The 13,799-nt window shown below is 64.7% G+C and carries 11 protein-coding genes; 3 read left to right on the forward strand and 8 right to left on the reverse strand.

The window, feature by feature from the left end; genetic code table 11:
- Positions 1-809: transporter (locus tag BEN49_RS14430; protein ID WP_141765677.1), on the reverse strand; the 809-nt coding region annotated here is incomplete at its 3' end.
- A 153-nt stretch (positions 810-962) separates the two neighbouring features.
- On the opposite strand from BEN49_RS14430, the gene BEN49_RS14435 reads away from it, so the two are divergent.
- The 3 genes from BEN49_RS14435 to BEN49_RS14445 all read left to right on the forward strand — a co-directional run bounded on the left by BEN49_RS14435 (position 963) and on the right by BEN49_RS14445 (position 3,096).
- Entirely contained in the window at positions 963-1,853 is an 891-nt protein-coding gene (locus BEN49_RS14435; RefSeq protein WP_204376123.1) for an alpha/beta hydrolase, read from the forward strand.
- An 83-nt stretch (positions 1,854-1,936) separates the two neighbouring features.
- The gene (locus tag BEN49_RS14440; RefSeq protein ID WP_070744536.1) at positions 1,937-2,497 is read left to right on the forward strand and encodes a hypothetical protein; all 561 of its coding nucleotides are present in this window, start codon (positions 1,937-1,939) and stop codon (positions 2,495-2,497) included.
- A complete protein-coding gene (locus BEN49_RS14445; RefSeq protein ID WP_125916881.1) occupies positions 2,464-3,096 on the forward strand; it encodes a hypothetical protein in 633 nt (210 codons plus the stop codon). The genes BEN49_RS14440 and BEN49_RS14445 overlap by 34 nt, the downstream gene beginning before the upstream one ends.
- 90 nt (positions 3,097-3,186) lie before the next feature.
- On the opposite strand, the gene BEN49_RS14450 is transcribed toward BEN49_RS14445, so the two are convergent.
- From BEN49_RS14450 to BEN49_RS14480, 7 genes are all read right to left on the reverse strand, one after another.
- Entirely contained in the window at positions 3,187-3,645 is a 459-nt protein-coding gene (locus BEN49_RS14450; protein WP_070744540.1) for a hypothetical protein, read from the reverse strand.
- Positions 3,615-6,572 (reverse strand): UvrD-helicase domain-containing protein, encoded by a 2,958-nt coding sequence (locus BEN49_RS14455; protein ID WP_070744543.1) that lies wholly within the window; start codon positions 6,570-6,572, stop codon positions 3,615-3,617. Before BEN49_RS14455 ends, BEN49_RS14450 begins: the two co-directional genes overlap by 31 nt.
- Positions 6,573-6,749: 177 nt before the next feature.
- Positions 6,750-7,382, reverse strand: a complete 633-nt coding sequence (locus tag BEN49_RS14460) for a porin family protein (protein WP_070744545.1) — start codon at positions 7,380-7,382, stop codon at positions 6,750-6,752.
- 111 nt (positions 7,383-7,493) lie between these two features.
- The gene (locus tag BEN49_RS14465) at positions 7,494-8,912 is read right to left on the reverse strand and encodes a glycoside hydrolase family 125 protein (protein ID WP_070744547.1); all 1,419 of its coding nucleotides are present in this window, start codon (positions 8,910-8,912) and stop codon (positions 7,494-7,496) included.
- 125 nt (positions 8,913-9,037) lie between these two features.
- A complete protein-coding gene (locus BEN49_RS14470) occupies positions 9,038-11,347 on the reverse strand; it encodes a GH92 family glycosyl hydrolase (RefSeq protein WP_083326110.1) in 2,310 nt (769 codons plus the stop codon).
- 101 nt (positions 11,348-11,448) lie between these two features.
- Positions 11,449-12,057, reverse strand: a complete 609-nt coding sequence (locus tag BEN49_RS14475) for a basic secretory protein-like protein (RefSeq protein ID WP_204376124.1) — start codon at positions 12,055-12,057, stop codon at positions 11,449-11,451.
- A gap of 199 nt (positions 12,058-12,256) precedes the next feature.
- On the reverse strand, positions 12,257-13,768 hold the full coding sequence (locus tag BEN49_RS14480; protein WP_070744552.1) for a RagB/SusD family nutrient uptake outer membrane protein: 1,512 nt from the start codon (positions 13,766-13,768) through the stop codon (positions 12,257-12,259).
- Between the last annotated feature and the right edge of the window lie 31 nt (positions 13,769-13,799).

Raw genomic sequence — 13,799 nt, forward strand, 5'->3', positions numbered from 1 at the left:
CCGGCGGTGGCGGTGCCCGCGGCGGGGCCCCCCAGCACGCGGCCGGTGTTCAGGTCGAGGCGCAGCAGGGGCTGGGGGCGCCAGTAGAGGCCGGCGGTGGCGCCGGTGTTCCAGTTGGTGCGGCCGGCGGTGTAGCCTTCCACAAAAAAGCCGGCGCGGTTGCCCAGCGGGCCGTTCAGGGCCAGCGTGCCCAGGAACTGGCCGGCTTCCACATCGGCCAGGGTGAGGCCCTGCTGGCCGAAGCCCAGGTTGGCCTCCAGGCCGAAGCGCTGGCCGAGCTGCTCGCTCACCAGCAGGCGGGCCGCCGGGGCCCAGTGGGCTTGCTTGAGGGCGGGGGCCCCAGTGCCGGGCACGGCGGTTTCGACCAGCAGGGCTACCTGGGTGCGGGTGTCGTAGTTGGGCGAGAGCATCAGCTTGGTGCCCACCACCAGCGGGGCCCAGCCGCCGCGGGCCGCCGGGACCCCCAGGGGCGCTTCGGCGGTGGCCGCTGGGGCCCCGGGCGCGAGGCTTTGCCCGAGCGCCAGGCCTTGGTAGGGCTGGCTCACGCGCAGCTCCATGCCGTTGAAGAAGCCGATGCGCAGGGTGGGCAACACCCCCCAGCCGGCGGCCCCGGCGCGGGGCAGCTGGCGCAGGGCCCCGGCTTCGAGCTGGAACTGGCCGGCGCGCAGCACCTGGGCCGTAATGGTTTGGCCGGGGCGGTCGGCGCGCAGGTTGCGCACAAAGGGCGCGTCTAGGTTGGGGTTGTTTTCTTCCGGCGTGTTTTGGGCCAGGGCGGGGGCGGCGGTGCCAGCAGGGCGGCCGCGGCCCACAGAGTGGTCGTGCGCATGGGCTGCTTAAGCCCGCCGGGGCCCTAAATGGTTCCGGGGCGGCAACCTCGAACTTGCCGGTTACGTAGCCGCCCCAACCTTTTGACTGTTCTGCTCCCAATGAAAATTAAATCTTGGTTGTCCGCCGTTTTCCTCATGAGCTTACCCCTGGCCCCGGTGCTGGCCCAGCCGGTGCTGCCCCTCTACACCGGCAACATTCCCAACTCCATTCCGAGCAACGGGCAGGAAAAATCGAACACCGAAGCCAACGGCAACGTGCACGTTACCAGCGTAGTGCAGCCTTCGCTGACGGTGTACGTGCCGCCGGCGGGCACGGCCAACGGTACGTCCATCATTGTGTGCCCCGGCGGCGGCTACGGCTTTTTGTCGATGACCAACGAGGGCACCGAAATTGCCCAGCGCTTCACCGGCATGGGCATCACGGTGTTCATCCTAAAATACCGCCTGCCCAACGACGCCATGCAGCCCGATAAAAGCATTGCCCCGCTGATGGACGCCCAGCAGGCCCTGCGCTTGGTGCGCGAAGTGGCCCCCAAGTACAACCTCAACCCCGAGCGCATCGGCCTGATGGGCTTCTCGGCCGGCGGCCACCTGGCGGCCACGGCCGGCACCCAGTTTGCCAAGCCCGTGGGCCCCAAGCCCGGCCCGGCGTCGGTGCGGCCCGCGTTTCTGATGCTGATTTACCCGGTGATTAGCTTCAGCGACAGCCTGGCCCACGGCGGCTCGCGCACCAACCTGCTGGGCCAAAACCCAACGGCGGCGCAAATGGTGCAGTACTCGGCCGACCGCCAGGTGACGGCCCAGACGCCCCCCACGTTTTTGGTGCACGCCCAGGACGATAAAACGGTGAAAGTGCAAAATAGCCTGGCCTTTTACGAAGCCTGCGTGCACCACGGTGTGCCCGCCGAAATGCACCTGTTTGCCAAGGGCGGGCACGGTTTTGGCCTGCACAACGGCAGCACCACCGACGACTGGTCGGAGCGCCTGCGCGAGTGGCTGGCCGCCAATGGGTGGCTGACCCGCTAAGCGCGGCAGTCCCGGCGGCAACCTTCCCGGTAAGAACGGCGGTTTACCTGTTTTCTTTGCGGAGCCTTTTGCCGCCCGTGCCTATGCGCCTAATTTTTTACGCGATTATCAGTGGCCTGGGGCTGGCCGGCTGCGAGCAACACCTGTACATTAAGGAGGAGCGCCGCCCGCAGGCGATGCCTGCCGCCGCGGTGGCGAGTTCTGGGGCCCCGGCGGCCGTGCCGCTGCCCGCCCCGCCAGTGGTGCCGGGTACCGCGTTCAGCGTCAACGGCAAAGTGCATTACCTGGCCACGCAGGCCCGGCCCGATTCGGCGCGCCCGCTGACGGCGCTGGCGTATTTCTCCGATGACGACCGGGCCCGGCAGCGCCTCACCAAGGTGCGGGGCTACGACGGGCGCTTCACCTTTACGCTGCGCGACGCGGCCGGGGCCCCCGTGTTCCGGCGCGAGCTGCGCAAGGCCGATTTCGCCAAGATGGGCGCGCCCGACGTGGTGGTGGAAAGCGCCGCGAACAAGCCCGTGTTCCTGGGCTACTCCGCGGCGCTGCGGGCGCTGGTGTTCACCGTCAATTTTGGGGCCCCGACAGCGACGTGGGGTTCCAGGTGGTGCTTTTGCTCGACCTTGCTGGCCAAGTGCTGCGCCTGAGCGAAGGCCGCTCCCTGAGCGGGGGAGCCGACTGCGAACCCGCCCTGGCCAGCAACGGCCGCGCCGTGCTCACCAACACCGAGGTTTTGCGCCCCGGCCTGCCGCCCCTGCGCCTGGCCCGCCCCGGGGCCGACCTGGCCGGCGCCTTTTTCCTGACCGATACCACCGTGCTGGCCGTGTACGACCCGGGCAAGAACCGCCCCGTGCGCCTGCCCGACGGCCTCGTAAACTACGAGCGCCGCGCCACGCCCCAGCAGCTGCAAGCGCCCAACGCCTTCGTGCTGCGCGTGCGCAACGGCCAGCCCGTCAGCAGCTTTCGCTACCGCGGCTACTACGAAGGCATGGGCTACAGCGTGCCCCATTTCAGCCTGCCCGCCGCCCACATCAGCTACCTGCTCGACGAGAAGCACGGCCTCTACTTGGTGCCCATGGCCGCCGGGGCCCCCACGGTGCTGAAATTCGCCGAAATGCCCCGGTTCGTGCCCCCGCAGATAGCCCAGGAAGTACGCTTCGAAATGCAGGGCGAAGACGCCCAATTCGCTTTCTACGCCGACACGCTCAACCCGCGCCGCGTGCGCTACCAGCGCCTGCAAGATTAGGAGTTGGTTTGGGCGTGTGATCTGTATTTTTCGCTGACTAAGAAGCTAATAGCCGCCTTATAACCACCAAAACCGCCCCGCCCCGGGGCCCTATACCGTCACGATTTCCTCGGTTTCGAAATAATAAATGAGGCCTCGCACCTGCTCGTAGCCCAGTTGCTCGAACAGCGTGGCGTAGTTGCGCAGGGCCTGGCGGTGGGCGTGCTGCGGCGGCGGCAGCCGGAAATCGAGCAGCGTGACGCGGCGGCCCGCGCGGTCCAGCACCACGCGGTCGGGCCGGTAGGGACGCACCTGCACACCGCCGAGCAGGATTTCGCGCTCCGTTTCCACGCTCAGGTGCTCGGCGAAATAGGGGGCCAGGCGCGGGTCGGCCACCAGGCGCGCCAGGCGCGCCGTCAGCTCGTCGCGCTCCTTGGCGCTGATGATTCCCTCGGCCACGAGCTGCCCGGCCACGCGGGGCACGTCGGGGGCGGCGATGAGGCGGCGCAGGCCGTAGTGCAGCTTGCGGTTCCACTCGCTCAGGTGCCGCTGCTCGTCGAAATCGAACACCGTGGTGGCGTGGCGGCGCAGTTGCAGGCGCTCCTCCCAGGGTGCGGCCCCCAGGTTGGTGAGGGCGTAGGTGCGGCCGGCTGGCGCGGGGCCCCGGCCCGGGCGGGCGCCTCGGCGCCTTGGGATAACACAAACGCCACTTGCTCGTCCTGCCACTGGCCCCGGCCCAGCACGTAGCCGTGCAGCAGGTCGGCCACGGTGCGGGCCGCGGCCAGCGGGGCCCCCAGCTCCTCGGTTTCCGGAGTCGCTTTGGCAGCTTTCCTGGCCTCGGGGCGCTTGCTGAGTACGTAGAGCCGGTGCCGGGGCCGGGTGAAGGCCACGTACAGCGTGTTCAGCCCTTCGAGGAAGGTTTTCTCGCGCTCCTCGTCGTATTGGGGCCCCAGCGCGGTTTGCTGCAAAGTGGCGTTCAGGCCCACCACGGCCACTTCGGGTAGGCCGGGCAGGGGCTTCTCGTCGGCGGCCAGGTGGCCCCAGAGCAGCGTGTTGCGGTGCGGCTCCAGGCTCCAGTCGGCAAACGGCACGATGACCACGCCGTAGGCCAAGCCCTTGGCCTTGTGCACGGTGGTGATGGTGATGGCCGCCCGTCCGCCCGGCGCGTTGATGCTCACGCGGCCCTTGCGGCTTTCCCAATCGGCCAGGAAATTGCCCAGGTTGTTGCCGTGGCGCAGGCTGAATTCCAGTGTCAGGTCGAGGAAGCGAAACAGGTAGTCGCTCTCGCCGTTGCGCCCCAGCAGGCCAAACAGGTCGATGAGCCGCTCGGCCAGCTCGTAGAGGCCCAGGTTGCCAGTTTCCTCCTCCTGCACGTCGTAGCCCAGGGCTCGCAGCTCGTCAAAAAACGGCGTGGCGAGCTTCGCGTTGGCGATGTCAGCCAGGTGGCGCACGCGGGCCGGCGTGGGGGGCTCCAGCCGCACCACCTTGTCGATGAGCAGCAGCGCCTCGGCCCGGGCCAGGGTGTCGGCCGGCTGGTGCAGCACCCGGAAAATGCTAATGAGCAGGTTCACCACCTCGGCAAATTCCAGCGCCAGCGAGTCGGCCGAAATGATGGCGTAGCCGCGCTCTTTCAGGAACTTGGCCATGATCTTGCTGGCCTGCCGCGTGCGGCACAGCACCGCCACGTCGGCCAGTGCGTAGCCATTGGCCAGGGCCTGCTCCACCAGGGCCAGGGCCAGGTAGCAGGTGCTTTCCTCGTAGGTGAGCGTGGCGCCGGGGGCGTGGCCGGGCAGCGGCGCGCCGGTGTGGGCCCCCGCCGCGGCGTCGTACTGCTGGGCGGGCGCGTCCTTCTGGGTAAACAATAATTCGACGTGCCCCGGCTGGCCGCTGGGGGCCCCGGCGGGCACTTGCTGCCCAAAGTGCGCGTCGTAAATGCCTTGCACCAACGGCAAGTCGGCGTGCCGCGCGCTTACCGCGGCAAAAAAGGAATTATTAAACTCAATGATTTCGCGGGCCGAGCGGTAATTAATTTGCAGGGCTTCGGCCTTCAGCGCGGGCTCCACGGTTTCGTAGCGCAGGCGCAGCAATTCGCGCATTTCGGGCTCGCGGGCGCGGTCGGCCAGGGGCCCCGTATTGCCCTGGTGCAGGCGCAGGATCTGCTCCATTTCGCCGCCGCGCCAGCGGTAAATGGATTGCTTGGCGTCGCCCACGGCCAAACTATCGAAGCCATTGGCGAGTGTGTTTTCTACCAGCGGCAGCAGATTATTCCACTGCAAAACCGACGTGTCCTGAAACTCGTCAATTAATAAATGCTCGTATTTCTCGCCCAACCGCTCGTACAGAAACGGCACCGGCTCGGTGAGCACAATGGCGGCAATGCGGCGGTTGAATTCGGAGATTAACACCACGTTCCGCTCGCGGCTAATTTGCTCCACTAATTTATTTAATTCACTCAGCAGCGAAGCGTGAAATAAATATGGCTGCATGGCCGTGAGCAAAACATAATTCGGTAAATAATTAGCCCGCAGCGTATCAAGCGTGGTTACTAATTGGCGCAGCGGCTCCTTCACGGCGTCGACGCGGGCGCGGTCGGCGGGGGTTTTTATTTTGCCGCTGTACCACTTGTCGTCGGCCAGCGTGGCCTGCACGTAGCTGTTGGGGCCCGCGCCGGGGGCCAGCAGCTCGGTGCCCTTCTGCACGTACCCGAAAATGCCGCGCTTGCCCTGGTAAAAATCGCCTTCCAGGGCCCCTGCCTCGTCCAGCACGGCCACGGCGGCCTCCTGGGCCTGGGTGAAAGCGGCTTCGATTTCGAGCCGCCGGGCCCGCAATTCTTTGTCGATGCGCCGGAAATCGGCCAAATCCAGCTTGCCTAGCTCCGTCACGGCTTCCTGCACGGTTTCGTTGAACAGGGCGCGGCCGAAGGTGGCCAGCTCTTCGGGCAGGCGGCTCCAGCTCTTGCCCTCGTCGGCGCGGCCCAGGGCGTAGTCGGCCAGCGTGGCCGAGAGCAACCGGGTGTCGGCGTTGCGGTTCACCTTGTCGAGCAGGGCGGCCACGGCGCTTTGCAGCACGCTGTCGGTATCGAGTTCCACCTCGAAGCTGGCCGGTAAGTCCAGCTCGCGGGTGAAGGCCGTGACGATGCGCTGCACGAAGGCGTCGATGGTGCTCACCGCAAAATCGGCGTAGTGGTACAGCACGAGCCGGAACGTGGCGGCTGCCCGGCGCCGCACCGCGTCGGGGCCCAGGCCCAGGGCCGCGGCCACGTCGGTGAGCAGCGCGTCGGGCTTGCTGCCGGCTTCGGGGTAGGCGAAGCGGCGCAGGGCCCCCACGATGCGCTCCTTCATTTCGCCGGCCGCGTCGCGGGTGAAGGTGATGGCCAGCACGCGCTTGAAGTACGCGGGGTCTTCGGAGCTGAGGGCGAGGGTAAGGTATTCCTTGGTGAGCTGGTAGGTTTTGCCCGAGCCGGCCGAGGAAGAATAAATGCGGAAGGAGGGGGACATTTAATTAATTATTGCGGAGTTATTTCCGAATCAAAAACCTTACACAACAGGCCGTCATGCAGAGCGCAGCGCAGCATCTTTCTGGCGTAACTAATCCTGATTACTGGCGCCAGAAAGATGCTGCGCTGCGCTCTGCATGACGGCCTGTTGTGTGCAATTCAGAAATAACTTTATTAATTAAAACTTGACGTCGGCGCTCAGCTGCACGGCCTCAAACTTGAATTCGGTGACAGCCGAGCGCTGACCCAGGCCCACGTGGTTGAGGCCGTGCACGTAGCGGGCCGTGAGGCTCAGGCGGGGCCCCAGGAAGTATTCGAGGCCCGCCGTAGCCCCAACACTGCGCTCCTCGGTGTCGTGCGTAACGTTGGTGGTGGTGCCGGCAACTTGCTGATTGGCTTGAATTAATAAATCGGCCTGGGGCCCCGCCAGCACCGCCAGCCGCCGCGAAACACCGTACTTGAGCAGCAACGGCAGCGACAAGTAGCGCAGCGTGTAGGTAGTGCCCGTGGCCGATACCCGGCCGCCGAGCTGCGAAAACAAGTACTCCTGCTGCACCGAGAACCCCCGCTGCCCCACGGGCACTTGCAGCGTGAAACCGGCCGCAAACCCGGGCCGCCAGCTGGTTTCGACCGGCACGGCGGGCGCCGGGAAGCCGCGGTTGAAATCGGTGTTCGACAGGTTCAGGCCAACCTTCGCCCCGAACCGGACCTTGGCCGGGCGGGCGTAATAATTGGACTGCTCGGCGGTGCGCTGGGCCGCCGCCGCTAGCGCCGACCCGCAGAAAAAGATGATTAGTACTAGTTGTTTCATGCCGCAAAGAACGTCCGCCCGGCGCCAGCGGGGCCCCTAAACAAAACGGGCCGGTGCTATTTATAGCGCCGGCCCGTTCGTTAAAAGCCAATCAAATTGTGGGCTGGGGCCCTAGGCCAGCAGCTGCGGCTTCTCCTGGTACACTTTCCAGAGGAATTCGCCGAAAATGGTATTGGCCCAGGCGAACCAGGCGCGGCTGAATTTCTTGGGGTCGTCTTTGTGGAACGACTCGTGCATGTAGCCCGTGCCGGCGTGGGTGGCCTTGAGGCTCTGCACGCAGGCCCGAATCTCGGCGTCGTCGGTGCTGGTGAGGCCGCGGGTGGTGATGGCAATGGGCCAAATCATGTCCTGCCCCACGTGGGGCCCCCCGATGCCCTCGGCCGCCGTGCCCTTGAAGAAGAACGGGTTGGCGGTGGAGAGCAGGAACTTGCGCGTGTTCTGGTAGATGGGGTCGGTGACGGGCAGGGCCCCCAGGTAGGGCAGGGCCACCAGGCTGGGCACGTTGGCGTCGTCCATCAGCACCTGGCTGCCGAAACCGTCGACTTCGTAGGCGTAAATCTTGCCGTGCTGGGGGTGGTCCACCACCGCGTATTTGCGCAGGGCGCCTTCCACCTCGTCGGCCAGGGCCCCCAGCTCGCCGGCGGTTTTGGCGTCCTTGGCCAGGGCGGTCATCATCTCGGCGGCCTGGCGCAAGCTGGTCACGGCGAAGAAGTTGCTGGGCACCAGGAAGGAGTAGAGCGTGGCGTCGTCGCTGGGCCGAAACGCCGAGCAGATGAGCCCCACCGGCCGCACCGGGTAGCCGTAGCCTTTCATGGGCTGGGTGTCGGTGGAGTTGGTGGTGTTGCGCTGGAAGTGGTAGGGCCCCAGGGCGTCTTTGCGCTGCTGGGCGCGGAAGGTTTGGAGCGTGGCCTGCACGGCTTGCTGCCACTGCGCGTCGAAGGGCGCGGCGTCGTTGGTCTTTTTCCAGTAATGGTAGGCCAGGCGGATCGGGTAGCAGAGCGAGTCGATCTCCCACTTACGCTCGTGCACGCCGGCCTGCATGGCGGTTTTGTCGGTTTTCCACTCGCCCACCTTGGTGTCGTCGCCGTAAAACGCGTTGGCGTAGGGATCCTTGATAATGCAGCGCGTCTGGCGGTTAATCACGCCGGCCACCAGCTGGCGCAGCTCGGTGTCCTGGCCGATGAGCTGCAGGTAGGGCCACACCTGGGCCGAGCTGTCGCGCAGCCACATGGCGTCGATGTCGCCGGTGATGACGTAGGTATCGGGCCGGCCGTTGCGCGCGGCGTAGGTCACGGTGGTGTCAAGCGTGCTCGGGAAGCAGTTTTCAAACAGCCAGCCCAGCTCCGGGTCCTTCACTTTCTTCTTGAATTCAGTGATGGCCGCCTCCACCGCGCGACTCTTGAACCGGCGCTTGGCCGCCGCCGGCCGCACCACCGGAAACGCTGGGGCCCCCGCGGCGAAGGAAAAAGACGGAAGAAAGGCGCTGCCAGCAAGTAGCGTGGCGCCCTGCACAAAATTTCTGCGGTTCATAGTGTGGGATTGAATGTAGCGCAACTGTAGCGCGGACTTTGTAGTCCGCGGCGCTGCCCGGTCGCTGCATATCACCGGCAGGACGAAGCGAGAGCCGCGGACTACAAAGTCCACGCTACAAATGGCTACTTGGCTTTGGAGAAGGAATACGGCGCGGCGTCGGGTGAGGTGCCGCGCTCCTTGTTGGGCGTGGCGCTCATGTCGAAATCAAGCACGGCGCCCTTCAGCAGTTCTTCGTGGCTGAGCCAGTTCTTGTCGTAGGGCTTGCCGTTCACGGTCAGCGCGTTCACGTAGCGGTTGGCGTCCGAGTTCTTGGGTGCGTTCAGCACAATGTCCTTGCCCGAGGGCAGGTGCAGGGTGGTTTTGGGGAAGAGCGGGGCCCCCAGCACGTACTGGTCGGTGGCGGGGCACACGGGGTAGAAGCCCATGGCCGAAAACACGTACCAGGCCGACGTTTGGCCGTTGTCCTCGTCGCCGCAGTAGCCGTCGGCGGTGGGCAAGTACAGGCGGTTCATCACCTCGCGGGCCCAGTACTGGGTTTTCCAGGGCTGGCCGGCGTAGTTGTACAGGTAAATCATGTGCTGGATGGGCTGGTTGCCGTGGGCGTAGTTGCCCATGCCCGCAATCTGCATCTCCCGGATTTCGTGGATCGTGCCGCCGTAGTACGAATCGTCGAAGACCGGCGGCAGGGTAAACACCGTGTCCAGCGTGGCCACGAACTTCTGCTTGCCGCCCATCAAATCCACCAGGCCTTGGATGTCGTGAAACACCGACCAGGTGTAGTGCAAGCTGTTGCCCTCGGTGAAGGCGTCGCCCCACTTAAAGGGACTAAACGGCTTCTGGAACGTGCCGTCCTGGTTTTTGCCGCGCATCAGGCCGCTTTCCTTATCGAAAAGCTTGCGGTAGTTCTGGCTGCGCTTGGCGTACAAGTCAATCTCCTTCTTGGGCCGCTTCAGGGCCTTGGCCAGTTGGTAGATGGCGAAGTCGTCGTAGGCGTACTCCAGGGTGCGGGCCGCGTTTTCGTTGATTTTAACGTCGTAGGGCACGTAGCCGAGCTTGTTGTAGTACTGCACGCCGGCGCGGCCCACCGCGTCCAGGGGCCCCGCGTTGTTGGCGCCGTGCAACAAGGCTTGGTAGAGCACTTCCATGTCTTGCCCGCGGATGCCCTTGAGGTAAGCGTCAGCCACCACCGAGGCCGAGTTGTTGCCCACCATCACGCTGCGCAGGCCGGGGCTGGCCCACTCGGGCAGCCAGCCGCTCTCGCGGAAATCGTTGGCCAAGCCCTGCTGAATTTCGGCGTTCACCTCGGGGTACAGCAGGTTCAGGAACGGGAACAGGGCCCTAAAAGTGTCCCAAAAGCCGGTATCGGTGTACATGTAGCCCGGCAGCGTTTGGCCATTAAACGGGCTGTAGTGCACGGTTTTACCAGCAGCGTCCACCTCGTAGAGCTTGCGCGGGAACAGCAGCGCTCGGTACAAGCACGAGTAGAACGTGCGGCGCTGGTCGTCGGTGCCGCCCTCGGCCTCGACGCGGCCCAGAACCTTGTTCCAGGCCGCGCGGCCTTCCTGGCGCACGGCTTCTAGGTCGTGGTCGCCAATCTCTTTCAGGTTCAGTTCGGCCTGCTCGGGGCTGATGAACGAGGACGCCACGCGGGCGTTCACCCGCTCGCCCTTGCGGGTTTTGAAACCCACGACGGCCCCCGCGTGGTTGGCCGTGATTTCGAGCACGCCCGCCGCTGCCGCCGCCTTGTCTTGGTACAGGGCCGTGCTGGTGAATTCGTGGTCGAACTCCACCACGAAGTAGTTCTTGAAGTTTTTGGGTACGCCGCCGCTGTTGCGCGTGGTGTAGCCGATGACCTTGCGCTGCCCGGGCACCACCTTCACGTAGGAGCCCTTGTCGAGGGCGTCAATCACGACGTAGGCGCTATCGGTTTTCGGGAACGTGAAGCGGAAGCGGGCGGCCCGCTCGGTAGGCGCAATTTCCGTCGTCACGTCGTAGTCGGCCAAGTACACGCGGTAGTAGTTGGGCTCGGCTACTTCGGCCTTGTGCGAGTACCAGCTGGCGCGCGCGTTTTCTTCAAACACGCGCTTGCCCGTGGTGGGCATGATGGCAAATTGGCCGTAGTCGTTCATCCACGGCGAGGGCTGGTGCGTCTGCTTGAAGCCCCTGATCTTATCGGCGCTGTATTGGTAGGCCCAGCCGTCGCCCATTTTGCCGGTTTGCGGCATCCAGAAGTTCATGCCCCAGGGCCGGCAGATGGCCGGGTACGTGTTGCCGTTCGACAGGCTGGGCTTGGAGTCGGTGCCGATGATGGGGTTCACCCACTGGGCAAGGTCGGCATTAGCGGCGGCATCAGTGGGGCCCTGCGCCCGGGCGGCGGGGGCCCCGGCCGCCAGCAAAAAGAGGCCGGCAACGGCGGCAAGTGGTTTCAACATTCGGTTAGGATGAAGTAAAGGGACGCAATACCGTCCGGCAAGGTGCACGAAATAACTCGGCCAGCGCGGCTGCCCGGATAGGAGCGGAGAAGAAATTCGGGTTAGTGGTAGGCCAGCTGCACGGTTGGCGCCGCCACGTAGCTCGCCCACAGCTCGTCGAGGGTGTGGCCGGTTTGCTGCTTCCAGATGCCCGCCGTGTAGGTACGGTTGCGGGCGGCCCGGTCCAGCGCGGTCACCACGTTGGGGTGCCCGTGCTGCTCGAGCCACACCAGAAACCGGGCCACCACGCGGTAGCTGTTGGTGTACTGCTGGCCGGCTTTGTAGTCGGGCAGGGCCCAGTGGCCGGCCACGTTGTTCACGCCGTAGGCGTAGCGGGCGTAGTCGGCAATGCCCTCGGTGAGCCAGCCCGGGCACGAATCCTCGGGGTAGGCCTGCACCACGTGCATTACCTCGTGCGTTACCACGTCGAGGTCTTCGGGGTGGGCGAGCAGCCACTTGGGGCTGTACGTGGCCACGCCGTTGCCCGTGGCGGCCACCCCGTCGTAAGCGGGGTCAATCACGAACGTGATTCTTTTGAGGGTGCGCGGGTTGAAGCGCTTGGCTTCCCGCGGGTACACGGCAAAAAAAGTGTCGGTCATCCGCTGCTTGGTAGCGGCCGAAAACGTGGAATCCTTGGAGATGAAAACGAGTGTGTAACCCCCTTTCGTCACCGAATCTTTGGCGGCGTAAGGCGACCGGGCACTGGCCACTGGGGCCCCAGCGCGGCGCCTGTGGGGCCCCAGTGGCCCGCGCCCGGGGCCCCGGCGAGAAGAAAAAAAAGCAGTTTAATGCCCATGCTTACAAATTGTAGGGCCCCGGAGTGCCCACCCCCACGAATGGGGCGGGGTACTCCGGGGCCCTGTTATTTAATTACCAGCCCGGGTTTTGGGTCAGTGCTTTGTTATTGTTGATTTCCCTGGAGGGGATGCCCCACAGCAGGTATTTTTCCTGGAAAGCCGGTCCTACTTCCGCCTTAAAGCCCACCACATCCACGAACCGGTTGTTCACCACGTCGTAGGTTTTGCGGGTGCGCTGAATGTCGAAGTACGCCTTGTTTTCGTAGGCCAGCTCGTGGTAGCGCTCTTTCCACACGGCCTGCCGGAACTGCTCCTGGCTGAGGCCGGGGGTGAGGTTGGGCAGCTTGGCGCGCGTCCGGATGGCGTTCACCTGGGCGTAGGCTTTGGCACTGGCCGCGCCCGCTTCGTTGGTGGCTTCGGCGAAGATGAGCATCACTTCCGGCATCCGCAGCAGCGTCCAGTTTTCGTCGCTGCCGTAGTTGCGGTTCAGGGCGCTTTCTAAATGAAAGTACTTGTAGAGCGCGTGGGCGTTGAACTTGACGATGCCCGCCGAGGGGTTCTTAAAGGAAGGGTACTGCGAGAAGTAGAACTGCTGCTCCTGCGTCCGCAAATCGCCGGCTTCGTAGCTGTTGAAAAAGCCATCGGTCGGAATCAGGGAGCCGGTTTCATCCCCGTAGGCCGAAATCCCCGAGAAGTAAGGCACCACCTGCGAACTAAGGCCGTTGGTGGCGATGCCGTTGGCGTACTGCGCCTGCAAAATCAACTCGCCCTGGTTTTTGTGGGTATTGTCGTGCAGGTAGAGGTAGTTGTCGAACAGCGGGTAGTTGCCGGCGTCAATCACCTTGGCGGCCTCATCGGCAGCCTTCTGGTAGTTTTCCTTGATTTGCATTGGGAAGCCGGCCGTGGTCAGGTACACGCTGGCCAGCAGCGACTGCGCCGCCGACTGCGAGATACGCCCGCTGCGGTCCACCACAGGCAAGCCGGCCGCTTCGGCCGCCTGCAAGTCACTGATGATGAGTTTGTACACGTCGGCTACTGGGCTGCGGCTGGGGTAAAGGTCTGGGCCGGGGCCCGTTACGGGGGCCGTCAGCAGGGGCACGTCGCCGTAGAGCCGAACCAGCAGGTTGTAGAGGTAGGCCCGGATGAAGTACGCCTCGCCTAGCAACGACTTCTTCTTGGCCTCGTCCATGCTGATGTCCGGGATGCGCAAAATGGCCTGGTTGGCCGACCCGATGCCGTTGTAGGCGTTGTTCCAGACGGTGGAAAAGAACGGGTTGGCCGGGTCAATGCTCTGGAGGATGAGCTGCCCGTTGTTGAAGCTCTGGCCCAGGGTGGTGGCGTGCCCCGGCATCAGGTCCAGGGTGATCCAGATGGCCTCGCCGTAGCCGGTGCCGCTCTGCACCAGGCGCAGGTTGTTGTAGAGGCCGTCGATGGCCGACTGGGCTTGGTTGGCCGTGCTGTAGAAGTCGTCGGGCCGGATGTTGGTACGGCTGTCTACGTCCAGGAAATTTTTGCAACCGGTGGCCGTCAGCAATGCCGCACTAAGCGCGGCGGGCCGGATAAAACGCTGGAAGTTAAGAAACATAGGGGTAGAGATTAGAAGTTGGAGCCTTCGG

This window comes from Hymenobacter coccineus (assembly GCF_001816125.1).
Classification (GTDB): Bacteria; Bacteroidota; Bacteroidia; order Cytophagales; family Hymenobacteraceae; genus Hymenobacter; species Hymenobacter coccineus.

Bases quoted from the DNA above. Each gene is read 5' to 3' on its own strand.
- BEN49_RS14460 (WP_070744545.1), bottom strand. From the start codon at position 7,382: ATGAAACAACTAGTACTAATCATCTTTTTCTGCGGGTCGGCGCTAGCG.
- BEN49_RS14435 (WP_204376123.1), top strand. From the start codon at position 963: ATGAGCTTACCCCTGGCCCCGGTGCTGGCCCAGCCGGTGCTGCCCCTC.
- BEN49_RS14465 (WP_070744547.1), bottom strand. From the start codon at position 8,912: ATGAACCGCAGAAATTTTGTGCAGGGCGCCACGCTACTTGCTGGCAGC.
- BEN49_RS14470 (WP_083326110.1), bottom strand. From the start codon at position 11,347: ATGTTGAAACCACTTGCCGCCGTTGCCGGCCTCTTTTTGCTGGCGGCC.
- BEN49_RS14440 (WP_070744536.1), top strand. From the start codon at position 1,937: ATGCGCCTAATTTTTTACGCGATTATCAGTGGCCTGGGGCTGGCCGGC.
- BEN49_RS14455 (WP_070744543.1), bottom strand. From the start codon at position 6,572: ATGTCCCCCTCCTTCCGCATTTATTCTTCCTCGGCCGGCTCGGGCAAA.
- BEN49_RS14480 (WP_070744552.1), bottom strand. From the start codon at position 13,768: ATGTTTCTTAACTTCCAGCGTTTTATCCGGCCCGCCGCGCTTAGTGCG.